This is a genomic window from Pseudomonas sp. SWRI77 (assembly GCF_014269105.1).
Lineage (GTDB): Bacteria > Pseudomonadota > Gammaproteobacteria > Pseudomonadales > Pseudomonadaceae > Aquipseudomonas > Aquipseudomonas capeferrum.
The window spans coordinates 1-21828 of the sequence record NZ_JABWRV010000041.1 but is presented as its reverse complement, the minus strand read 5'-3'; the positions used below and the strand labels follow the sequence as shown (position 1 = coordinate 21828).

Genomic DNA, 21828 nt, shown 5'->3' with positions numbered 1-21828 from the left:
GGACTAACGGGCCTTTTCTATGCGCCAGATACCAAACGGCTGATGCCAGGGTTCGATACGCATCCACTGGGTCTTGCCGTGCCAGGTCCAGCGGTGGCCGTTCATCAAGTCTTCACCCAACGTGTCGGCATTGTCGTCCAGCCCCAACTCCCACAGCGGCAACTCGAAGCTGGCTTCCTGGGCGTTGTGCGGGTCCAGGCTGATGGCCACCAGGATGAAGTTGTCGCGCTCGGGCGTGCGCTTGGCGAAGTACAGGATGTTGTCGTTCCAGCAATTGAAGAACGCCACCCCCAGGTGCGTCTGCAGGGCGCGGTTCTGCCGGCGAATTCGGTTGAGCTGGGCGATCTCGGCAATGATGTTGCCGGGTTGGGTGAAATCACGCGGGCGGATTTCGTACTTCTCCGAATCGAGGTATTCCTCCTTGCCGGGCAGCGGTGTGGCTTCGCACAGCTCGAAGCCCGAATACATGCCCCACAACCCCGACCCCATGGTGGCGAGGGCCGCGCGAATGAGAAAACCGGCACGCCCTGAGGTGTGCAGGAAAAACGGGTTGATGTCGGGTGTGTTGACGAAGAAGTTGGGCCGGTAGCACAGGCTCCACGGTGGCTGGTTGAGCTGTTCGTAGAACTCGCGCAATTCCTGCTTGGTGTTGCGCCAGGTGAAATAGGTGTAGCTCTGCGCGTAGCCGACCTTGCCCAGGCGCGCCATCATCGCAGGCCTGGTGAAGGCTTCGGCGAGAAAAATCACGTCCGGGTGCTGGCTGCGCACATTGGCGATCAGCCATTGCCAGAATGGCAACGGCTTGGTGTGCGGGTTGTCGACGCGGAAAGTCTTGACGCCCTCCTCGACCCAGCCGACCACCACATCGCGCAGCGCCAGCCACAGCGAAGGCACGGCGTCGGGGGCGTAGAAGTCGACGTTGACGATGTCCTGGTACTTCTTCGGCGGGTTTTCCGCATAGCGGATGGTGCCGTCGGGGCGCCAGCTGAACCAACCAGGGTGCTGTTTGAGCCACGGGTGGTCCTGGGAGCACTGGATGGCGAAATCCAGGGCGATTTCCAGGCCATGCTCGGCAGCGGCGGCCACCAGGCGGCGGAAGTCTTCACGGGTGCCCAATTCAGGATGAATGGCATCGTGCCCGCCTTCGTCGCTGCCGATGGCGTATGGGCTGCCCGGGTCGCTGGGCGCTGCCTGCAAGGCATTGTTGCGGCCCTTGCGGTGCTGCTTGCCAATCGGGTGAATGGGTGGGAAATACAGCACGTCAAAGCCCATGTCGCGGATCATCGGCAGGCGTTCGTGCACGTCATTGAAGGTGCCGTGGCGCTCGGGGCTGGCGGTGATCGAACGCGGAAACAGCTCGTACCAACTGGCGAATTGCGCGGCGGGGCGGTCGACGTCGACGGGGAAGTCACTGCTGCGGGTCAAGTAGCTGCGGTGCTCGGCCTCGCTCATCAGCCGCGCGGTGCTCTCGCACAGAAACACCGCCACTTGGTCATCGGTGCTCAACCCAGGCAAGCGCTGCTGCACGGTTTGGAGTTCGTCACGCAACGCGCCTTGGCTCAGCTCGATGCCTTTGCCCAGCATCAACCTGCCTTCTTCCAGCTCCAGCTTCACCTCCACCCCGGCGTGGTACTTTTTCTCCAGGTCGTGGCAGTAGGTGGCGAACGGGTCGATCCAGGCTTCGATGCTGAACAGGTGCGGGCCGAGCTCGGTCGGGGTGAACTCGGCCAGCCACAGGTCATTGCCCGGCGACTGCATCGGCACGCAGTGCCAGCGCCGGCTGTTCGCCTGGCGCCAATTGAGCATCACGGCCAGGCGGTCGTGGCCGTCGCTGTAGACCTTGCTGCTGACTGCGACCGCCTGGCCGCTGATGGCCTTGACGGCGAACTTACCACCGTCGAGCGCGGGTTGCGTGCCTTCGATCACAATGCGCGGCGCCAGCAGCGCCTGGGACAGGCTAATGGCCTGGTCCGGGTGATCATTCGCCGCAGGCACGCTCTGGAAGGGCTCGTTTCGTGACATCGGACCTTGCTCCCTTAGGCTGGTGGCGGTAAGGGTTCAGAGCCGAGCGCGGGCGTGGGGGTTCAAAAAAATTGAGCGAATGGCAGCCCCTGACAGTCAGAGCCTGCAGCACCTCTTCATTCACCCACGCGAGGTCAGGCCATGAACATTCCCATTCCACCGGAGACACCCGATCCCAACATCGACGACCCCAGCTTGCCGCAGCCCGTACCGGAAGAAGACCCGGACGAGCTGCCGATCAAGCCGACGGTACCGCCGACAGTGGGCGACCCGCCGAGCCAGGAGCCACCGGTGAAGGCTTAAGGATAGAGGCTTTTACAGTGGCTGCACTGGCCTCTTCGCGGGCTTACCCGCGAAGAGGCCGGCAGCGCAAACCTGTCAACCCGCAGAGACCGCCGAAATTTCCGCCGAGCTGATTTCGCGCATCCGAAACTTCTGCACCTTGCCCGTCACCGTCATCGGGAACTCGTCGACAAAGCGGAAATGCCGCGGCACCTTGTAATGCGCGATACGTGCCTTGCACCAGCCGTGCAGCTCATCAACCGTAGCGCTATGCCCCGGATGCAGTTTGATCCAGGCCACCACCTCTTCGCCATATTTGCTGCACGGAATGCCGATCACCTGCGCATCGGCCACCGCCGGGTGGGTATAGAAGAACTCCTCCAGCTCGCGTGGATAGATGTTCTCGCCACCGCGGATGATCATGTCCTTGTTGCGCCCGACGATGCGCACATGGCCCTCTTCGTCCATCACCGCCAGGTCGCCCGAGTGCATCCACCCCGCCGGGTCGATGGCATCTGCCGTGGCCTGCGGATTGTCCCAGTATCCCAGCATCACGCTGTAGCCACGGGTGCACAATTCGCCGATTTCGCCCCTGGGTACGATGCAGCCGTCGGCATCCACCAGCTTGTTCTCCAGCTGCGGCTGGGTGCGGCCGACCGTGGTCACGCGCAGTTCAAGCGCGTCATCCGGGCCGGTCTGCAGTGATACCGGGCTGGTCTCGGTCATGCCGTAGGCGATCTGCACCTGGGCCATGTGCATCTGGTCGATGACCCGGCGCATCACCTCGATCGGGCAGGTGGCGCCGGCCATGATGCCGCTGCGCAGGGTCGAGAGGTCCATGCCCTGGCGGGCCGGGTGGTCGAGCATGGCGATGAACATGGTGGGCACGCCGTAGAGGATGCTGGCGCGCTCTTCGGCAACCGCGCGCAGGGTCAGCTCGGCATCGAAGGCGTCATTGGGGTAGACCATCGTGCTGCCATGGGTAATGCAACCGAGGTTGGCCATGACCATGCCGAAGCAGTGGTACAACGGCACCGGGATCACCAAGCGGTCGTCGCTGGTCAGGCCCAGGCTCTCGCCGACCATGAAACCGTTGTTGAGGATGTTGTAGTGGCTGAGCGTCGCCCCCTTGGGTGCGCCAGTGGTACCGGAGGTGTACTGGATGTTCACCGGCTGGTCGAACTGCAGGCTCTGCTGGCGGGCCTGGTAGGCTTCGGCAGGCGTCTGCCCTGCCCGCTCTGCCAGCGCAGGCCAAGGCAGAAAGCCCTGCGGCGGGTTGCAGGCCAGGCTGATCACCCCGCGCAAATCGGGCAAGCGTTCGCTGGCCAGCTCACCGGGGGCCGCTGCAGCCAGCTCGGGTACCAGCTCCTGGACCATGGCGTGGTAATCGGACGTCTTGAAGGTATCGGCGCACACCAGCCAGCGGCAGCCAGACTGCCGCAGCACGTATTCCAGCTCACCCACGCGGTAGGCCGGGTTGATGTTGACCAGAATCGCGCCGACCTTGGCGCTGGCCAGTTGCAGGATGCACCACTGGGCGCAGTTGGGCGCCCAGATGCCGACCCGGTCGGCGGTGCCCACGCCCAGGGCCATCAAGGCGCGGGCGTGTACATCGACCTGTTCGGCCAACTGCCCCCAGGTGTACCGCAGGCCCTGGTGGCGCACCACCAACGCTTCGCGGTCGGGGTAACGGGCCACAGTGGCGTCGAAGGCCTGGCCGATGGTCAGGGTCAGCAAGGGCCGGTCCTGGCGACCGCGGGTATAGCTCGGTTGACTCATGGGTGTCCCTTCTTGTGGTTGTTCTGGGCACGATTGAAGCAAGCGGGAGATACTCTGGCGCAGATTTACGTTTACGTAAAGGTGATGCTGAGATTGACAGTAATAGAAGGCAGGTTTACGTTAACGTAAAGGTGAAAAAGACACTGTGCTTTCCCTATTTCAAGAACAAGAAGGTGCCCCCATGCATTACCCCTCCCTGAACTTCGCCCTGGGCGAGACCATCGACATGCTCCGCGACCAGGTGCGCAGCTTCGTCGCCGCCGAACTGGCGCCGCGTGCCGCGCAAATCGACCACGACAACCTGTTCCCTGCCGACATGTGGCGCAAATTCGGTGACATGGGCCTGCTGGGCATCACCGTATCGGAAGAATACGGCGGCGCTGGCCTGGGCTACCTGGCCCATGTGGTGTCGATGGAAGAAATCAGCCGCGGTTCGGCCTCGGTGGCACTGTCCTACGGCGCGCACTCCAACCTCTGCGTCAACCAGATCAACCGCAACGGCACCCATGAGCAAAAGCTCAAGTACCTGCCCAAGCTGATCAGCGGCGAACACATCGGCGCGCTGGCCATGAGCGAGCCCAACGCCGGCTCCGACGTGGTCTCGATGAAGCTGCGCGCCGAAAAACGCGGCGACCGCTACGTGCTCAACGGCAGCAAGACCTGGATCACCAATGGCCCCGACGCCAACACCTACGTGATCTACGCCAAGACCGACCTGGACAAGGGCGCACACGGCATCACTGCGTTCATCGTCGAACGTGACTGGAACGGCTTCAGCCGCAGCAACAAGTTCGACAAGCTGGGCATGCGCGGCTCCAACACCTGCGAGCTGTTCTTCGATGACGTCGAGGTGCCCGAAGAGAACATCCTCGGCCAGCTCAACGGCGGCGTACGCGTACTGATGAGCGGCCTGGACTACGAGCGCGTGGTGCTCTCCGGCGGCCCGACCGGCATCATGCAAAGCTGCATGGACCTGGTAGTGCCCTACATCCACGACCGCAAGCAATTTGGCCAGAGCATCGGCGAGTTCCAGCTGATCCAGGGCAAGATCGCCGACATGTACACCCAGCTCAACGCCAGCCGCGCCTACCTGTACGCCGTGGCCCAGGCCTGCGACCGTGGCGAGACCACCCGCAAGGACGCTGCCGGGGTCATCCTCTATACCGCCGAACGCGCCACGCAAATGGCCCTGGAGGCTATCCAGATTCTCGGCGGCAACGGCTACATCAACGAGTTCCCGGCCGGGCGCCTGCTGCGCGACGCGAAACTCTACGAGATCGGCGCCGGCACCAGCGAAATCCGCCGGATGCTGATCGGCCGCGAACTGTTCAACGAAACCCGCTGAGCACAAGGGACGGGCGCACATGGCTACCTTGCACACCCAGATCAACCCGCGTTCGGCGGAGTTCGCCGGCAACAGCGCGGCCATGCTCGAACAGGTCCAGGCCCTGCGTGGCCTGCTTGCCCACATCGCCCAGGGCGGCGGCCCCAAGGCCCAGGAACGGCATACCTCGCGCGGCAAACTGCTGCCGCGCGAGCGTATCGACCGCCTGCTGGACACAGGCTCACCCTTCCTCGAAATCGGCCAGCTGGCCGCCCATGAGGTGTATGGCGAAGACGTGCCCGCCGCGGGCGTGATTGCCGGCATCGGCCGAGTCGAAGGCGTGGAGTGCATGATCGTGGCCAACGACGCCACGGTCAAAGGCGGCTCCTACTACCCGCTGACGGTCAAGAAACACCTGCGCGCGCAAACCATCGCCCTGCAGAACCGCCTGCCGTGCATCTACCTGGTCGATTCCGGTGGCGCCAACCTGCCGCGTCAGGACGAAGTGTTCCCTGACCGCGAGCACTTCGGGCGGATCTTCTTCAACCAGGCCAACATGAGCGCGCTGGGCATCCCGCAGATCGCCGTGGTGATGGGCTCGTGTACCGCCGGCGGCGCCTATGTGCCGGCCATGGCCGACGAAGCGATCATGGTCCGCCAGCAGGCCACCATCTTCCTGGCCGGCCCGCCGCTGGTGAAGGCCGCCACCGGTGAGGTGGTGAGCGCCGAAGACCTCGGCGGCGCCGATGTGCACTGCCGCATCAGCGGCGTGGCCGACCATTACGCCGACAATGACGAACACGCCTTGGCCCTGGCCCGGCGCAGCGTGGCCAACCTCAACTGGCACAAGCTGGGCACCTTGCAGCGCCAGGCGCCGATCGCCCCGCTGTACCCTGCCGATGAGCTGTACGGCGTGGTACCGGCAGACGCCAAGCAGCCGTTCGACGTGCGCGAGGTCATTGCCCGCCTGGTCGATGGCTCGGTGTTCGATGAGTTCAAGGCACTGTTCGGCACCACCCTGGTGTGCGGTTTCGCCCACCTGCACGGTTACCCGATAGCGATCCTGGCCAACAACGGCATTCTGTTCGCCGAGGCCGCGCAAAAGGGCGCGCACTTCATCGAACTGGCCTGCCAGCGCGGCATCCCGCTGCTGTTCCTGCAGAACATCACCGGCTTCATGGTCGGCAAGAAGTACGAGGAAGGCGGCATCGCCAAGCATGGCGCCAAGCTGGTGACCGCGGTGGCCTGCGCCCAGGTACCGAAGTTCACGGTAATCATCGGCGGCAGCTTCGGCGCCGGCAACTATGGCATGTGCGGCCGCGCCTACGACCCACGCATGCTGTGGATGTGGCCTAACGCACGCATCGGCGTGATGGGCGCCGAGCAGGCCGCAGGCGTGCTGGCGCAGGTCAAACGCGAACAAAGCGAGCGCAGCGGCCAGCCCTTCAGCGCCGAGGACGAGGCCAGGCTCAAGCAGCCGATCCTCGACCAGTACGAGCACCAGGGCCACCCCTACTACTCCAGCGCCCGGCTGTGGGACGACGGCGTGATCGACCCGGCACAGACCCGCGACGTGCTCGGCCTGGCGTTGTCCGCCGCGCTGAACGCCCCGATCGAACAGAGCCGCTTCGGCATTTTCCGGATGTGATCCATGAGCGATTTCAGCACCCTTGAAGTGGTCAACGACCCTCGCGGCTTCGCCACCCTGTGGCTCAGCCGCGCAGACAAGAACAACGCCTTCAACGCCCAGATGATCCGCGAGCTGATCGTCGCCCTCGGCCAGCTAGCCGAAGACAGCAGCCTGCGTTTTCTGCTGCTGCGTGGCCGTGGCCGGCACTTCAGCGCCGGCGCCGACCTGGCCTGGATGCAACAGTCGGCACAACTGGACTTCAACACCAACCTCGATGACGCCCACGAGCTGGGCGAGCTGATGTACACCCTGCACCGGTTCAAGGCGCCGACCCTGGCCGTGGTGCAAGGCGCGGCCTTTGGTGGCGCGTTGGGCCTGATCAGTTGCTGCGACATGGCCATCGGCACCGAAGACGCCCAGCTGTGCCTGTCGGAAGTGCGCATCGGCCTGGCCCCGGCGGTCATCAGCCCGTTCGTGGTCAAGGCCATCGGCGAGCGCGCCACGCGCCGCTATGCCCTGACCGCCGAACGCTTCAGCGGTGCGCGCGCCCGTGAACTGGGCCTGCTGGCCGAGGTGTACCCGGCCCATGAACTGGATACTCAGGTCGAAGCCTGGGTGGCCAACCTGCTGCTCAACAGCCCGCAAGCCCTGCGCGCCAGCAAAGACCTGCTGCGCGAGGTCGATGACGGCGAGCTGAGCCCTGCCCTGCGCCGCTACTGCGAAAACACCATCGCTCGCATCCGCGTCAGCGCCGAAGGCCAGGAGGGCCTGCGCGCCTTCCTCGAAAAGCGCCGCCCAGCCTGGCAAACCGACGATAACAAGGAGCCGCGCCCATGAGCCGCACCCCGTTGACCACCCTGCTGGTCGCCAACCGCGGCGAGATTGCCTGCCGGGTGATGCGCACCGCCAAGGCCATGGGCCTGACCACCGTTGCCGTGCACAGCGCCACCGACCGTGACGCACGGCACAGCCGCGAAGCCGATATCCGCGTCGACCTCGGCGGCACCAAGGCCGCCGAAAGCTACTTGTTGGTGGACAAACTGCTTGCCGCGGCCAAGGCCAGCGGCGCCCAAGCCATCCACCCGGGCTATGGCTTTCTTTCCGAAAACGCAGGCTTTGCCCGCGCCATCGAAGACGCCGGGCTGATCTTCCTCGGCCCACCGGCCAGCGCCATCGACGCGATGGGCAGCAAGTCGGCGGCCAAGGCCCTGATGGACGCTGCCGGCGTGCCGCTGGTGCCGGGCTACCACGGTGAAGCCCAGGACCTGGATACCTTCCGCGCCGCCGCCGAACGCATCGGCTACCCGGTGCTGCTCAAGGCCAGCGCCGGTGGTGGCGGCAAAGGCATGAAAGTGGTCGAGGACGAAAGCCAACTGGCCGACGCCCTGGCCTCGGCGCAGCGTGAGGCGCAATCGTCGTTTGGCGATGCTCGCATGCTGGTGGAAAAGTACGTGCTCAAGCCACGCCACGTAGAAATCCAGGTGTTCGCCGACCAGCACGGCAACTGCCTGTACCTCAACGAACGTGACTGCTCGATCCAGCGCCGCCACCAGAAAGTGGTCGAAGAAGCCCCTGCCCCTGGCCTGTCCCCCGCGCAGCGCCAGGCCATGGGCGAGGCCGCGGTGCGCGCTGCCCAGGCCATCGGCTATGTGGGTGCGGGCACGGTGGAGTTTCTGCTCGATGCCCGCGGCGAGTTCTTCTTCATGGAGATGAACACCCGCCTGCAGGTCGAACACCCGGTTACCGAAGCGATCACCGGCCTCGACTTGGTCGCGTGGCAGATCCGCGTGGCGCGCGGCGAGGCATTGCCGATCACGCAGGCACAGGTGCCGCTGATCGGCCATGCCATCGAGGTGCGCCTGTATGCCGAAGACCCGGCCAACGGCTTTCTGCCAGCCACTGGCAAGCTGGCCCTGTACCGCGAGTCGACCCCGGGCGAAGGCCGTCGGGTGGACAGCGGGGTCAGCGAGGGTGACGAGGTGTCGCCGTTCTACGACCCCATGTTGGGCAAGCTGATTGCCTGGGGCGAGGACCGTGAACAGGCGCGCCTGCGCTTGCTGGCGATGCTGGACGAGTTCGCCATCGGCGGGTTGAAGACCAACATCGCCTTCCTGCGGCGCATTCTCGCTCACCCGGCGTTTGCCGAGGCCGAGCTCGACACCGGGTTCATCCCGCGTCACCAGGATGTTTTGCTGCCCGCCCCGCAAGCGCTGCCAGCACCTTTCTGGGAGGCGGCCGCCGAAGCCTGGCTACAGGGCCAGGCCGGTCAGCAACGGGACGACGACAACCGTTCGCCGTGGGCTGAGCGCAACGGCCTGCGCCTGGGGCTGCCAGCGCGTAGCTGCCTGCATCTGGCCAGTGCCGGGCAGGACCAGGCAGTGGCGCTGGAACGCAGCGCGGCCTCTACCTGGCAGCTCGATGGCGAGCAACTGGTGCACGACCAGGAAGGCGTGCGCCGTCAGCACCTGGCGATACGCCGCGGTGGCACCTTGTACCTGCGCTGGGAGGGCGAGATGCACGCCATCGAAGCCTTCGACCCGATTGCCGAGGCTGAGGCCAGCCATAGCCACCAAGGTGGCCTGGGCGCGCCCATGAACGGCAGCATCGTGCGGGTGCTGGTCGAGCCGGGGCAGGTGGTGGAGGCCGGTACGGCGCTGGTGGTGCTGGAGGCGATGAAAATGGAGCACAGCATTCGCGCACCGCATGCTGGGGCGGTGAAGGCGCTGTTCTGTCAGGAAGGGGATATGGTCAGCGAAGGGACGGTGCTGGTCGAATTGGTGGAATGATTCACGGCGGCCCGGCTTGAGGTTTGGGGTGTCTATGCGATCGAGTGCCGCGCGGGCGGCGCTCGATTACATAGGCGCTACAAAAAAACCAGCAGTCAAAACGCCCCATGCACCCGCACGACCACGCCCAGAAACACGCAGCCCTCCTCGCACAACAGTGCCGGGTAGCTGCTGTTCAGCGCCTTCAGGTACAACTGCCCACCCTCTTCGGCCAGCTCACGGAAAATCGCCTGTTTGCCAGGTTGGCGGGCGATGACCAAGCGCCCCGGCTCAGCCTCCACCCCTGGGTCCACCAGCATGCGCATGCCCTGCGGCACGCTGCGGCCACTGGCGGCACTCATCGCATCGTTTTCAACGGTCAGCCAGAACGCCTTGCCCTGGGCCATGTAGTCCGTCTGCTCGTATGCAACAGGCTCCGCCAGCGCCTCTGCACCGAGTTCATCCCAACTCAGTACCGGGTAGCGGAAACACACGATGTATTGCATGAGATCCAGGTCGTCGTCGGCATCATCCACATCATAGATGCCTCGCGCCTCGCCAACCTGCCCCACGATGCGCAGCCGTAAGCTGACATTGTAATGAGGCATGCCAAGCTCGATGAACGTTCGGTTCATCGACTCGATCTTCGGTTGTCGCCGCTTGTTCACCCAATGCCCTACGCTGCCTTGCGACACGCCAACGCGCTCGGCAAGCTGCTCTTGAGTAAGCCCTAGCTCCTCCATCCGGTCGCGGACGAGGGCAATCCATTTATCCATATTCATCGCTGGCACGATACGGACTGCCTTCCGGCGCTCAATAAACATTCAGTATTATTTATCAGAAAGCGCGAAAATACTTTAGGTATTAGTATCGACCTGAACCCTTTCCCTATTGGCATTCGCAGGTATCAGGATGAAACCACCGCAAAACGACGAAACAGATCTCGACAGCGAAGCGGCCCGCCGCGCCCTCGACTACTACCTCAACCCCAACCCGACGCGCCCCAGCACCGAGAACAAGATCTGGACGCTCCACGAAGGCGTAAGCGGTGAGCAAGCCCAGGAGCACGCCATCGCCCTGCTCCGCTGTGCCGCCGCCACGGCGCAGGAAACCGCTGTCCATCAGCAAGGCACCCAGCGTGAGCTGACCTTCGCATTGATGCACATGATGGACATGGCGCGCGCACTGCTGGAGCACAAACGCACCGCGCAGACGGGTTTGTAGGTAACAAGGAAGGGAGATACGTGATGGCCGGGTAACGGCAAAGGCCCCGATTGCCGGGACAAGGAAGCGCATCGGTAAAACTATTTTACCGAATTAGCGAAAAATCATTTGACTGGCAAATGATAACGATTATTATTGCACTCAGCTGATCGCGAGATCTGCTGGATAACCTGGAGCTTAGGTCGCTCTCAGATTATCTCCTCATCAGGCTAATCACGGTTTTTGACCCGGCTTTTTGCCGGGTCTTTTTTTTTGCTCTTCAGGCTAATGAAGATCGTGAATGGCCGGCATGATAGCAAAAGTGTGTCAGACCGTGAACGCTCATTACAAAACTTTGCCGAATCAGCACTTGAGAATCAATCTCGTTTCACCTACGCTGATGAGGCATCAAGGAAGATGCCCCCACACCTCCCCCTTTGAGCAAGGAGCTGTCCATGACACGTCTGCTGCTGCCCCTTGAACACCCAACCCCCACTGCCGAGCACGCTGCCGAAGACGCCCTGCTGCATGCCCTGAAACGCCTGCCCCGACGCGTCCAGCAAGTGTTCCTGCTCAACCGTCTCGACCAACTGGATTTCGCCACCCTCTCTGCCCGGCTTGATTTGCCGTTGAGCAGCATCGAGCGCCATATGAACCAGGCGCTGCAGGCAGGCCGTTCGCGCCTCGATGTGCTGGCGAGCGTTGCCGGGCAATGGTACGTGCGCCTGCAGAGCCCCCACGTGAGCGCGTGCGAGCGCATCGACTTTCGCCGCTGGCTGGATGCCGACCCGGCGAACTTGCAGGCGTTTCACGACACCGAGCTGCGCTGGCGCAGCCTACTGGCCCCGGCCCGGCAACTTGGCCAGGACGGTTGGTACCGCCAAGGGCGCGCGGCGCTGTCGTTGGGGGGGTGTTCGATTGCAATGGGCCTAGGCGTTGCAGCGTTGCTGCTGTTTGGCTTTTGGGCCTGACCCCTGCTCAGTAACGGGCATCACCCAAACAGCTGCACCATCCCCCACACAGGCACAACCGCCGCCAAGCCGACTGCCAGCCGTGGCCAGTACGGCAGCAGCATCACCAGCAGCATCCCCGACAACGACATCGCGCCCAGCCAGGCCACCGGCCCCATGGCCCAACCCCAGGCTTGAGCGCACAACAGCAGGCTGACCAGCAACGCGAGCCACCCCGCGCCGCGCAACCCCACACGCAGCGCACGTGGGCAGGGCCGCTGCCATACCTGCTTGTAATGCCGTTCCAGGCCCTGGCACAGTCCGAGCATGCCGACGTAAGCGAACAACACGCCACCTGTGATCCACATCATCATGTGCCAGCCTCCACATTGCGCCCAGCTTTGGCCCGGATCGGCGCCGGTACCGCTATGCCCACCCGCCACGCCACCAGCCCCAGCAAAACGCCCATCACCAGGGCACTGAGTACCACCCCCACGCGCATCGCATCCCCCACGCCGCCCAGTGCGCCCAAGCCGATGCACAGCACGGCCACCAGCAGCAGTTGCTCGACCCAAGCCCGCCGGGCCGGCCTGAGGCCTGCATGCAACAGCGCCAACACCCACACACCGAAGAACGTACGCACTTCCCAGCTTTCCCGTTGCGCCAGCTCGACCGGCAGCAAGCGGCTGGCCCACAGCAGGGCCACGCAAGCCAGCAGCAAGCCGCTGATGAAACCGACATTGCACACTTCGGCCACCCGGTACCAGCGCCGCGCCGAAGCCTGGGCCGTGCCGTTGGCATACTTGCGCCCACGCTTGACGCAGAACAACACCAACCCACTGGCGATCATCACGCAACTGACCAGCCCACAGATGAAGTACAACCAGCGCATCGGGTAACCGCCAAACTGCGCGAAGTGCAGGCCGACCATCACCCGCTGGGTCAGGGGGGCCGCGCGCCATTGCGGTACATCGCTGAGCAGCTCGCCACTGACGCCATCGAAGACCATGGCCTGGCCTTTGGCGAGGGCGATGCGGTTACCCAGCTCGGGGCGGATTTCGATGCGCGCACCGGCCGTGTTGGGGTTGCGGATGTTGAGGCCGCCCAGCGGCCCCAGCCGGGCCTCGGCCTGGGCCAGCAACGGTGCCACATCGACCAGTTGGCCCGGCTGCCTGGCCAGCTGCCGAGGCTGCTCCAGGCGGGCATTGCCCTGGGCATTGAAGTAGGCGCGGCTGTCGCCTTCGAACAGCGCATCGACCCCTGCCGGGATGTAGATGAGCATGAAGATCACCAGCCCGGTATAGGTGATCATCAGGTGGAACGGCAGCAACAGCACAGCGCTGGCATTGTGAAAGTCCAGCCATGAACGTTGGCCCTTGTTGGGCCGGAAGGTGAAGAACTCTTTGAAGATTTTCTTGTGGATCACGATGCCCGTGACCAGTGCGGCCAGCATCACCAGCGCCAACGCACCGACCACGAAAATGCCCCAGTTGCGCGGCAGGTCGAGGGTGAAATGGAAGCGGAAAAAGAAGTTGCCGCCAACGCTGTCACGCACCTCGATGGCCTCGCCGGTTCGCGGGTCGAGCTGCACGCCACCGCCATGGCGACGGTCGCCGGTGGATACGCGCAACCCCGGCGAGCGTTCGGTCGGCAGGCTGATGCCCCAGTTGCCGGCCTGCGGTTCATGGGCCTGCAGGTAGGCAACGGCCCGTCGCGCGGCATCGGCCTGGGAAACCTCGGTAGCCGGGACCTCTGGCTGCATCCAGTGGTCGAGTTCCTTGTCGAATACCGCCAGGGTGCCGGTGACGAAGATGGCGAACAACAGCCAGCCGAAGATCAGCCCGGCCCAGGTATGCAGCCAGGCCATCGATTGTGTGAAGGTATTCTTCATGCCAGCCACCCCAATGCCTGCGGCCAGAAGCCGAGCAATGCCAGCGGTGCGGCGAGGGCCAAGGGTACCCAGGCGCGCACGGCGTCACGGCTGGCAAAGGCCCAGAGGATTGCGCCGGTGTAGAAAACGAACGCTGGCAGGGTCGCGACAATGACTGCGTCGGCGGCCGACAGCGGCAACAACCGGGCCAGGCAGGCACTGGCGGCGTAGCTGAGCGCGTAGCCACCAAACAGTGCGGCCGCGCTGCGGGAGAGGATCTGCAGCCAGGCGGGGGCTTGGATCATCGGGTGTCCCTCAAAGGTCATGATGGGGCGCGAAGCAAGGCCGCGCCTGCGTACAGGAGCGGCCTTGCCGGGGCGCCGGACCGATCGCAAAGGGCCGCACAGCGGCCCCAGGGGTCAGAAGGTGATGTTCAACGAGGCAAACACCGCCCGACCCGGTTGGTTATAGGTATTGGCCCCCGAGCTGCTGGCATTGCCACCGCGCAGGATCTGTTTGTCGAACACGTTGTTCACCCCCACCCGCACGTCATAGTTGGCGTTGAATTTGTATCCCGTGCTCACGTCCACCAGGCCGTAGGCTTCCACATCCTGCTGCGCATCCTGGTCGTAGCTTTCCTGGGTGCGGTAGTTGTAAGTCGGCGATTTCTGCTTGCCGAAGTACGTACCCGCGACCTGGAACGACAGCTTGTCGGTGGCGCGCCAGTCGAGGGTGGTATTGACCGTGTACTCCGGGATCACCGACAGCGGCTCGCCAGTCTCGCGGCTGTCGTTGTCGAGCATCCAGGTCAGGTTGGTGTTCCAGTCCAGGGTCGGGGTCAGCTCGATGAAGAAGTTGCCCTCGATACCTTCCACGCGCGCCTCGCCGGCGTTCTCCCACTGGGTCACGCGACGGCCGCTGTTGATGGTGTAGAGCACATCGGTGTCACCGATGATCTTGTTCTTGTAGTCGTTGCGGAAGTAGGTCGCACTGGTACGCCAGGTGCCACGGTCGTACAGCAGGCCGATCTCCTTGTTGACGCTGATCTCGGGCTTGAGGTCGGCGTTGCCTTGCAGGTAGCAGCCACCGGAGTTGGTCTGCTGCACGCTGCAACCGTTACCCCGGCTGTAGAGCAAGTAATTGGGGTTGGACTGGTACAGGTTCGGCACCTTGTAGGCCCGGGCAATACCGCCCTTGAGCGACAGCGCCTCGGTCAGCTTGTGCGACAGGTTCAGGCTAGGGCTGAAGTTGTCGCCGAAGGTTTCGTGGTGGTCGAAGCGCAAGCCCGGGGTGACGGTGGTGTCGCCAACAATGATGTTGTCTTCGACGAACAGCGCGTAGCTCTTGGCGGTCATCTTCGAGTTGCTGCGATCGAAGCCGTTGATCGCGTCGTTGCCACCGCCGCTCGGGTCGAAACTCTGCGGGCGGAACGAGCCCTGATCGTTCAGCGACTCGTACAGGTACTCCCCCCCAAGGGTCAGCACATGTTCGGTGCTGCCCATCGCGAACGGCAGGTTCACTTCGCTGCTCAGGCGTGTATTGCGCAGCCGCGACATGGCCGCGCCGCTGTCGTTGATCGCGCCTTCCGGGCCACCGGCCAGGCCTTCATTGAGGCGCCAGTTGCGCACGTATTCATAGGCCAGGGTGGTCTTGCTGGTACCCCAGGTAAAATCGCCCAGGTGCGTCAGGTCGTAGGTGTTGCGTTGCATCACGTTGGTCTCGTGGCCATACAGGCTGGAGATCAGCTCGACATTGCTGCCACCGTTGCTGTTCATGGTGTCGCCGGCGTAGAGGTTGCCTTGGCGGCTATAGCCGGCGCTGGCTTCGAGGCGGTGCTCGTCGTTGAGCTTCCAGCTCAACAGGCCGTTGATGTCCTTGTTGCGCACGCCTTCGCGGCCAGCCGACAACGCACTGTTGGCATGGCTGGCGTTGATGTCCAGGTCGTCGGCATCGGTCTTGGCCAGGCCACCGTACAGGCGGAACCCAAGGTTTTCGGTGAGCCCGCCGCCCAGGTTGAAGTTGGCGCGGCGGCTGGCACCCTCAGCGCTGTCTTCGGGCATCTGCGTGTACAGGCTGACGCTGCCCTTGAGCTCATCGGTCGGGCGCTTGGTGATGATGTTGACCACCCCACCCATGGCGCCGGAGCCGTAACGCGCCGCCGCCGGCCCGCGCAGGATCTCGATGCGCTCGACCGCTTCAGCCGGCACCCAGTTGGTTTCGCCACGGGTGTCGCGGTCGCCGTTCCAGCCGTAGCGCACGGCGTTACGGGCGTTCGAAGGCTTGCCGTCGATGAGGATCAAGGTGTTTTCCGGCCCCATGCCGCGCAGGTCGATCTGCCGGTTGTTGCCGCGCGCACCGCTGGCGCTGTTGCCGGTCAGGTTGACCCCAGGCTCGCGACGGATCAGCTCGGACAGGTCATTGCTCGGGGGGTGACGTTTGATGTCTTCTTCGGTGATGATCGACGAACCCAGTGCCTGCCGCGCCTCGCGCTCGGCGGTGACGAGGGTGTCCTGGATGACCAGGGCATTTTCAGCAACCGGTACTTCCAGCACTTCACCCGTGCGTTGCTCTTCGGCGTGGGCTGCGGTCGCGACCATGGCCGGCGAGGCCAGCGCGACGAACGCCAGGGCCAGGCTGTTGGGTGAGGTTCTGGATTGCATCGGTACATCTCCTGCGGTTCATGAGCGAAAGGCACATCCTTGCCAGGCCGGAGAGCCCTCGCCCACCGCCCTCGCAAACACAATGTGGAGGTCAATAGGGGTGGTAAATATAGTGATTCTCAAATGAGTTTAAATCTTATTTACGAAATTTACATGTTTGTAACGGAACTTTGCTGAAACGCCCGAGCTTGCCCTACTCTGTGGCGGCCTCTTTGGCCCATCGAGACCTCGCCATGCCGATGCTGCTGGCGCTGCGCTTCTCGCCTGCCGCGACTCTGGCCTACGTGATGGGCGCAGGTTTCATCGCCGACACCGCCAGCCTGCCGCTGGTGGTGGTGTCGAGCCTGGGGCTGCATGTGCTGGCGCGCAAAGGGGTCAGCATTGGCTGGGGGTATTACTTCAAGGTCGGGGTACTGCTGACGGTACCGGTGTTGCTGGTGACATTGGCGGCGTTGGCGGTGCGCTTGAGTATTTAGGTGCACCGGCGCGCTGTGGGCGCGCGGTTTACCCGCCACAACCCATCCACCTGCGTGGTAAAGCCTGCGCTCATCAACTCACGCCGCATCGCCCATTGCGCCGCCGCCGGCACCGCCGCACTGCGCAGCGTGCCCCTGCCCCAGCGCGCATTCACACCGTCGATCACGCTCATCACCCGCTCCGTCTGCAGCGTCTGCGACGGCGTAAACAAGTCGCCGGTGAACTCCCCGCGCCGGCACAACTGCAACAGCAACACCTCTGCCTTGCTGTAGCGAAAGCCCTGCCGATACACCCGGCCCACTGCCTCCAGGGCCATGCGCGTGAGCAGCCGCACGTCATCGGTAGGGTATGGCAACTGCACCACCACGCCATTGGCATACTTGGCTTCGTCCGGGTTGAACATGCCGGTACGGATGCTGACACGCATCTTGCTCGCCAGTGAACCCTGGCCACGCAACTTCTCCGAGGCGCGCATCACGTAGGTGGCTACTGCTTCCTTGATGGGCGCCAGTTCGGTCAGGCGCTGGCCGAACATACGGCTGCAACAGATTTCCTGGCGTGGCGGATCGATGTCCTGCAGTTGCAGGCACGGCGTGCCGGCCAGTTCGCGCGCGGTCTTTTCCACCACCACGCTGAAGGTCTTGCGCAACAAGCCCGGCTCGGCGCGGGACAGGTCCCAGGCCGTGCGGATGCCCAAGCCCTGCAGATGCGCGGTGAGGCGCTTGCCGATGCCCCAGACCTCGGACACGTCGCACTTTTTCAGCACCCACTCACGATGCGACGCAACCCGCAGGTCGACCACCCCGCCGCTGTGCACCGCCCAGCGCTTGGCCGCATGGTTGGCCAGCTTGGCCAGGGTCTTGGTGCCGGCGATGCCAACGCCCACAGGGATGCCGGTGTGCTTGAGCACCCGCTCGCGAATGCAACGGCCAAGGTAGTCGAGGTCGCCAGGCACGCCGGCCAGGTCCGCGAAAGCTTCGTCGATGGAATACACCTCCAGTGCCGGGACCATGCCTTCGATTACCGTCATTACGCGCTGGCTCATGTCGCCGTACAGCGCGTAGTTGGATGAAAAAGCCACGACACCATGGCGGTGCAGCAGCTCCTTCACCTGATAATACGGCTGGCCCATCTTCACCCACTGCTTGGCCTCGGCGCTGCGGGCGATGATGCAGCCGTCGTTGTTGCTCAACACGACGATGGGTGTGCGCAACAGATCGGGGCGGAACACACGCTCGCAACTGGCGTAGAAGCTGTTGCAATCGATCAGGGCGAAAACGGGAGAAGGATTCATCGGGCGGCAACACAAATACTGTATTTATATACAGTTAAACACATCGCTGCGCGGATGCTGCGACCCGCTCATCCGATTTGCATCCTGGGCCAGGGCTCCTACAGTTTCGAACGTAGCCACCAGGCCGAGGCCCCGCGATGCGCAGCGTCGAGAAACCCCAGCACATGGCCACCGCCAAGGCCTTGCCGAAGATCCCACGCAGTGTGCGCCGGGGCTACCTTTGCAGGGCTTGGCCTGCTGCGCTGAACGGGCTGCGCCGCTATTTCAGGTCATGGCTGCGGACGCTGAACGTCACCACGCCCCAGATCGTCAACTCGTCGCCTTCGAGGATGTACCTCGGCGGGTAACGCGGATTCTCCGAGCGCAACGCCACCTGCCCGCCAATGCGGTGCAGCCGCTTGCACAGCGGCTCGCCATTGACCGCAGCGATCACGATCTGGCCATGCCGCGCTTCGAGGGAGCGGTCGACCAGCACCAGGTCGCCGTCGAAGATCCCGGCGCCCTGCATGCTGTCGCCGTCTATCCTGACCAGATACATGTGCGGGGCGCGCAGGTTGAACAGTTCGTCCAGCGAAATGGGCTGCTCCATGTGATCCGCCGCCGGTGACGGAAAGCCTGCCGGGATACGGAACAGATAACGTGGAACAACACCGCTACCGCAGGTGATGGGGCCCAGGATGGATGTCATGGCACGGCCTTGAAATTAACTGTATATAGATACAGTATCGACCTGCTGAGTATCAGGTCAATTTCGGCGTAGGAAATTTCGACAAGTGGGGGTAGATGCCATGTGCGGACGCTTCGCTCAATATCAGGGCCTGGCCGATTACCTGCGTGAACTGGACGCCGAACAGGACGTAATAAGCGGCTACGACAACCTGCCAATCGGACGCTACAACGTTGCCCCCGGCAGCCGGGTGCTGATCCTGCACAATGCCGAGCACGGCCTGCGCATCGACCCTTGCCACTGGGGCTGGGCACCTTTCTGGGCCACTCGCAAACACCCGGCCCCCATCAATGCGCGGGTCGAGACAGTGACCACCGGCAAGTTCTTCAAGGCTCTGTGGCCTCAGGGGCGGGCCTTGGTAATGGCGGATGGTTGGTACGAATGGGTGGCCGACCCGCACGATGCCAAGCGCAAGCAGCCCTATTACATCCGCCTGAAAAGCCGCGCGCCGATGTTCATGGCCGCGTTGGCCGAAGTGCACACGGGGCTGGCGCCCAGCGAGGGCGATGGCTTCGTGATCATCACCGCCGCCAGTGATGAGGGAATGGTCGACATCCATGACCGCCGGCCTCTGGTGCTGGGGCCGGCGGACGCGCGCGCGTGGATTGACGCTGATGTGCCAGCCACACAAGCCGAACGCCTGGCGCGGGAGCGATGCCTGCCGGTGGAGGCGTTCGAGTGGTTTGCGGTGGGCAAGGACGTAGGGAATGTGCGCAACGACGGTGCCGAGTTGATCGTGATGCAGCATACCGAGCACCAGCCCTGACGTCGTCTTGCCGTTATCCGCGTGTGCAATGTCGCTAAACCGGAACCTGCGCCGGGTGCTGCTCCTGTACTGACCACCCCCCATGCCCATCCACTTCCAGGCGGTGGGTGTGGAACGCCGCCAAGGTACTGCGGTGGCCGACACTGACCAGCAAGGTGCCTGGCATTTCGCTGCGCAACAGCGCATACAGCGCATGCTCCAGCCCTTCATCCATTGCCGAGGTGGACTCGTCGAGAAACACCACCTGGGGCTGGTTGAACAGCACGCGGGCAAACGCCAGGCGTTGTTGTTCACCGACCGAGAGTATGTGCGACCAGTCACAACTGACATCTAGGCGCTCGGCAAGGTGGGCCAGGTTGACTTGGCGCAAAGCCTGCTGCATGCGCGCTTCGTCCTCGGGCACGCTGGCCGAGGGGTAGGCGATGATGGTACGCAGGTCACCCAACGGCAGGTAGGGCCGCTGCGACAGGAACAACGCCTGATGCCCCGTAGGCCGTTTCACCTCACCTTCGGCGTATGGCCAGAGGCCCGCCAGGGCGCGCAACAAGGTGGTTTTACCGCTACCCGACGGCCCTTTGATCAACAGCGCCTGACCGGCACGCAGGCTCAGGGCGAGGTCGGCGATCAGGTGATGGCCATCGGGGCGAAGCACCTGCAAACGGGTGATATCCAGGGCGTGCGCCTGTTCCTCGGTGTTGACGCGCGGCAGTGAACTGGCCTGCTCGTTGGCATCCAGGAAGCCGGTCAAACGATCGAGGGTGGCACGGTATTGGGCAAACGCATCGTAGGACTCACGGAAGAAAGACAACGAATCCTGCACTTGGCCAAATGCCTGGGAGGTCTGCATGACGTCACCCAGCTTGATTGCGCCACTGAAGAAGCGCGGCGCCTGGAGGATGAACGGGAACACTACGGCGACCTGGCTGATGCCCAGGTTGAAGCCGCTGAACTTGAGGTTTCGGAAGACCAGTGCCCACGCGTTGACGATCAATGCGCCAAAGCGGCCCAACAACGTACCCCGCTCGACATCCGCGCCCTGGTAGAAGGCAATGTTCTCGGCATTTTCGCGCAGACGCATCAGGGCGTAACGGAAGTTGGCGGTGAGTTTTTCGTTGAGGAAGTTCAGGCGAATCAGCGGGCGCCCGAGACGAAAAGCGATCCAGGTGGCGACGATCACATACAGGTACACGGCGAAGACCATCGCCCGTGGTACCTCGTACCCCGCCACTTCAAGCGGCGCCGACAACCCCCAGAGGATGCCAGTGAAGGCTACCAGCGAGACCAGCGCGCTGACCGCGCCGAGCGCAAGCGACACCGAGCTGCTGACGAACGCGTTTACGTCCAGCTCGATACGTTGGTCAGGGTTATCTACCGGCTCAGCGAGGAACTGACTACGGTAATAGGCATCGCCATGCATCCAGTCGCGGGTCAAGCGCTCGGTGAGCCAGACTCGCCATTGAATGCTGAAAGCCTGTGTCACGTAGAACGTGAACAGCGAGCGCAATACGTGAATGGTCGCCAGCACCGCAAATACCCCAAGCAGGTACCAGAAGGCATTCTGGTCGAGGCCTTGCAGGGCACTGTAGAACCCGTTGTACCAGAACGAGAACAGCACGTTCAGACGCACCGAGAACAGTGTCAGCACCAGTAGCAAGGCAAACACCAACAACGGCCGCCAGCTGCGCCTGAAGCTGAAATATGCCCCGGCAAGCTGCCAGAACTGGCTGCCCCAGCGGGTATAGCGTACTGCCAGTGTGGCGGCTGCGGTGAAGCAGACCAAGGTGATGAACGAGGCAATTGCAAGCCAGCTCAGACTCTCTTGCAGGGCCTGGTGCCAGTTCATTTCCATGATGGGTATCCATGCTGAGTATTTCCGCGAGGGTAGCACTACCCCGCGATTGATCAGGCATAGATGACGCAGATTTCATTGTCGGGTGCCCGGCAGCGCGATAGAGAGTGCAAGCCGGAAAAGACAAAACCCCTACCTGCTTGCGCAGATAGGGGTTTTGCGAAATGAATCTTGACGATGACCTACTCTCACATGGGGAGACCCCACACTACCATCGGCGATGCATCGTT

The 21828-nt window shown here is 63.4% G+C and carries 18 protein-coding genes and 1 pseudogene; 9 read left to right on the top strand and 10 right to left on the bottom strand.

Going from position 1 to position 21828, the window contains the following annotated elements; translation table 11 throughout:
- Nucleotides 1–3 precede the first annotated feature (3 nt).
- Entirely contained in the window at nt 4–2022 is a 2019-nt protein-coding gene (locus HU766_RS25365; RefSeq protein ID WP_186661602.1) for an alpha-1,4-glucan--maltose-1-phosphate maltosyltransferase, read from the bottom strand.
- 141 nt (nt 2023–2163) lie between these two features.
- Here HU766_RS25365 and HU766_RS25360 point away from each other — a divergent pair, with 141 nt between their 5' ends.
- The gene (locus HU766_RS25360; protein ID WP_186661600.1) at nt 2164–2325 is read left to right on the top strand and encodes a hypothetical protein; all 162 of its coding nucleotides are present in this window, start codon (nt 2164–2166) and stop codon (nt 2323–2325) included.
- Between the two features lie 75 nt (nt 2326–2400).
- Here HU766_RS25360 and HU766_RS25355 read toward each other — a convergent pair whose 3' ends face one another.
- On the bottom strand, nt 2401–4083 hold the full coding sequence (locus HU766_RS25355) for an AMP-binding protein (protein ID WP_186661598.1): 1683 nt from the start codon (nt 4081–4083) through the stop codon (nt 2401–2403).
- Between the two features lie 181 nt (nt 4084–4264).
- On the opposite strand from HU766_RS25355, the gene HU766_RS25350 reads away from it, so the two are divergent.
- From HU766_RS25350 to HU766_RS25335, 4 genes are read left to right on the top strand one after another with little or no spacing between them, the layout of a single operon-like run.
- Nucleotides 4265–5428: an isovaleryl-CoA dehydrogenase gene (locus HU766_RS25350; protein ID WP_033696680.1), complete on the top strand. Its 1164-nt coding sequence runs from the start codon at nt 4265–4267 to the stop codon at nt 5426–5428.
- A 19-nt stretch (nt 5429–5447) separates the two neighbouring features.
- Complete coding sequence (locus tag HU766_RS25345) at nt 5448–7055, top strand: carboxyl transferase domain-containing protein (RefSeq protein ID WP_186661596.1); 1608 nt, start codon at nt 5448–5450, stop codon at nt 7053–7055.
- A gap of 3 nt (nt 7056–7058) precedes the next feature.
- Nucleotides 7059–7874: a gamma-carboxygeranoyl-CoA hydratase gene (locus tag HU766_RS25340; protein WP_186661593.1), complete on the top strand. Its 816-nt coding sequence runs from the start codon at nt 7059–7061 to the stop codon at nt 7872–7874.
- Nucleotides 7871–9823 (top strand): acetyl/propionyl/methylcrotonyl-CoA carboxylase subunit alpha, encoded by a 1953-nt coding sequence (locus tag HU766_RS25335; protein ID WP_186661590.1) that lies wholly within the window; start codon nt 7871–7873, stop codon nt 9821–9823. Before HU766_RS25340 ends, HU766_RS25335 begins: the two co-directional genes overlap by 4 nt.
- A gap of 95 nt (nt 9824–9918) precedes the next feature.
- Here HU766_RS25335 and HU766_RS25330 read toward each other — a convergent pair whose 3' ends face one another.
- Nucleotides 9919–10626, bottom strand: a complete 708-nt coding sequence (locus tag HU766_RS25330; RefSeq protein ID WP_033696676.1) for a LexA family transcriptional regulator — start codon at nt 10624–10626, stop codon at nt 9919–9921.
- An 88-nt stretch (nt 10627–10714) separates the two neighbouring features.
- On the opposite strand from HU766_RS25330, the gene HU766_RS25325 reads away from it, so the two are divergent.
- Both HU766_RS25325 and HU766_RS25320 read left to right on the top strand, forming a co-directional pair.
- Nucleotides 10715–11026 carry a hypothetical protein gene (locus HU766_RS25325; protein WP_033696675.1) on the top strand — a complete coding sequence of 104 codons (312 nt, stop codon included), beginning with the start codon at nt 10715–10717 and terminating at the stop codon, nt 11024–11026.
- A 434-nt stretch (nt 11027–11460) separates the two neighbouring features.
- Complete coding sequence (locus HU766_RS25320; protein ID WP_186661587.1) at nt 11461–11976, top strand: DUF4880 domain-containing protein; 516 nt, start codon at nt 11461–11463, stop codon at nt 11974–11976.
- Between the two features lie 20 nt (nt 11977–11996).
- On the opposite strand, the gene HU766_RS25315 is transcribed toward HU766_RS25320, so the two are convergent.
- The 4 genes from HU766_RS25315 to HU766_RS25300 all read right to left on the bottom strand — a co-directional run bounded on the left by HU766_RS25315 (nt 11997) and on the right by HU766_RS25300 (nt 16485).
- Entirely contained in the window at nt 11997–12329 is a 333-nt protein-coding gene (locus tag HU766_RS25315; RefSeq protein WP_186661584.1) for a DUF3325 domain-containing protein, read from the bottom strand.
- Nucleotides 12326–13846: a PepSY-associated TM helix domain-containing protein gene (locus tag HU766_RS25310; RefSeq protein ID WP_186661580.1), complete on the bottom strand. Its 1521-nt coding sequence runs from the start codon at nt 13844–13846 to the stop codon at nt 12326–12328. Before HU766_RS25310 ends, HU766_RS25315 begins: the two co-directional genes overlap by 4 nt.
- Nucleotides 13843–14130, bottom strand: a complete 288-nt coding sequence (locus HU766_RS25305; RefSeq protein WP_186661578.1) for an iron transporter — start codon at nt 14128–14130, stop codon at nt 13843–13845. The genes HU766_RS25310 and HU766_RS25305 overlap by 4 nt, the downstream gene beginning before the upstream one ends.
- A 114-nt stretch (nt 14131–14244) precedes the next feature.
- Nucleotides 14245–16485 (bottom strand): TonB-dependent siderophore receptor, encoded by a 2241-nt coding sequence (locus HU766_RS25300; RefSeq protein ID WP_186661576.1) that lies wholly within the window; start codon nt 16483–16485, stop codon nt 14245–14247.
- 344 nt (nt 16486–16829) lie between these two features.
- Between HU766_RS25300 and HU766_RS25295 the strand changes: the two are divergent.
- Nucleotides 16830–16961 (top strand): annotated as a pseudogene (locus HU766_RS25295) (ArsB/NhaD family transporter); the annotation flags it as partial.
- On the opposite strand, the gene HU766_RS25290 reads toward HU766_RS25295, so the two are convergent.
- Both HU766_RS25290 and HU766_RS25285 read right to left on the bottom strand, forming a co-directional pair.
- On the bottom strand, nt 16958–18256 hold the full coding sequence (locus HU766_RS25290) for a Y-family DNA polymerase (RefSeq protein WP_186661574.1): 1299 nt from the start codon (nt 18254–18256) through the stop codon (nt 16958–16960). The pseudogene HU766_RS25295 and the gene HU766_RS25290 overlap by 4 nt on opposite strands.
- 259 nt (nt 18257–18515) lie before the next feature.
- Nucleotides 18516–18944 (bottom strand): S24 family peptidase, encoded by a 429-nt coding sequence (locus HU766_RS25285; RefSeq protein ID WP_033696667.1) that lies wholly within the window; start codon nt 18942–18944, stop codon nt 18516–18518.
- Between the two features lie 100 nt (nt 18945–19044).
- Here HU766_RS25285 and HU766_RS25280 point away from each other — a divergent pair, with 100 nt between their 5' ends.
- Nucleotides 19045–19749 (top strand): SOS response-associated peptidase family protein, encoded by a 705-nt coding sequence (locus HU766_RS25280; protein WP_186661572.1) that lies wholly within the window; start codon nt 19045–19047, stop codon nt 19747–19749.
- Between the two features lie 34 nt (nt 19750–19783).
- Here HU766_RS25280 and HU766_RS25275 read toward each other — a convergent pair whose 3' ends face one another.
- Entirely contained in the window at nt 19784–21598 is a 1815-nt protein-coding gene (locus tag HU766_RS25275; RefSeq protein ID WP_186661570.1) for an ABC transporter ATP-binding protein/permease, read from the bottom strand.
- Nucleotides 21599–21828 lie beyond the last annotated feature (230 nt).

Bases quoted from the DNA above. Each gene is read 5' to 3' on its own strand.
- HU766_RS25365 (WP_186661602.1), bottom strand. From the start codon at position 2,022: ATGTCACGAAACGAGCCCTTCCAGAGCGTGCCTGCGGCGAATGATCAC.
- HU766_RS25360 (WP_186661600.1), top strand. From the start codon at position 2,164: ATGAACATTCCCATTCCACCGGAGACACCCGATCCCAACATCGACGAC.
- HU766_RS25355 (WP_186661598.1), bottom strand. From the start codon at position 4,083: ATGAGTCAACCGAGCTATACCCGCGGTCGCCAGGACCGGCCCTTGCTG.
- HU766_RS25350 (WP_033696680.1), top strand. From the start codon at position 4,265: ATGCATTACCCCTCCCTGAACTTCGCCCTGGGCGAGACCATCGACATG.
- HU766_RS25345 (WP_186661596.1), top strand. From the start codon at position 5,448: ATGGCTACCTTGCACACCCAGATCAACCCGCGTTCGGCGGAGTTCGCC.
- HU766_RS25340 (WP_186661593.1), top strand. From the start codon at position 7,059: ATGAGCGATTTCAGCACCCTTGAAGTGGTCAACGACCCTCGCGGCTTC.
- HU766_RS25335 (WP_186661590.1), top strand. From the start codon at position 7,871: ATGAGCCGCACCCCGTTGACCACCCTGCTGGTCGCCAACCGCGGCGAG.
- HU766_RS25330 (WP_033696676.1), bottom strand. From the start codon at position 10,626: ATGTTTATTGAGCGCCGGAAGGCAGTCCGTATCGTGCCAGCGATGAAT.
- HU766_RS25325 (WP_033696675.1), top strand. From the start codon at position 10,715: ATGAAACCACCGCAAAACGACGAAACAGATCTCGACAGCGAAGCGGCC.
- HU766_RS25320 (WP_186661587.1), top strand. From the start codon at position 11,461: ATGACACGTCTGCTGCTGCCCCTTGAACACCCAACCCCCACTGCCGAG.
- HU766_RS25315 (WP_186661584.1), bottom strand. From the start codon at position 12,329: ATGATGATGTGGATCACAGGTGGCGTGTTGTTCGCTTACGTCGGCATG.
- HU766_RS25310 (WP_186661580.1), bottom strand. From the start codon at position 13,846: ATGAAGAATACCTTCACACAATCGATGGCCTGGCTGCATACCTGGGCC.
- HU766_RS25305 (WP_186661578.1), bottom strand. From the start codon at position 14,130: ATGATCCAAGCCCCCGCCTGGCTGCAGATCCTCTCCCGCAGCGCGGCC.
- HU766_RS25300 (WP_186661576.1), bottom strand. From the start codon at position 16,485: ATGCAATCCAGAACCTCACCCAACAGCCTGGCCCTGGCGTTCGTCGCG.
- HU766_RS25290 (WP_186661574.1), bottom strand. From the start codon at position 18,256: ATGAATCCTTCTCCCGTTTTCGCCCTGATCGATTGCAACAGCTTCTAC.
- HU766_RS25285 (WP_033696667.1), bottom strand. From the start codon at position 18,944: ATGACATCCATCCTGGGCCCCATCACCTGCGGTAGCGGTGTTGTTCCA.
- HU766_RS25280 (WP_186661572.1), top strand. From the start codon at position 19,045: ATGTGCGGACGCTTCGCTCAATATCAGGGCCTGGCCGATTACCTGCGT.
- HU766_RS25275 (WP_186661570.1), bottom strand. From the start codon at position 21,598: ATGGAAATGAACTGGCACCAGGCCCTGCAAGAGAGTCTGAGCTGGCTT.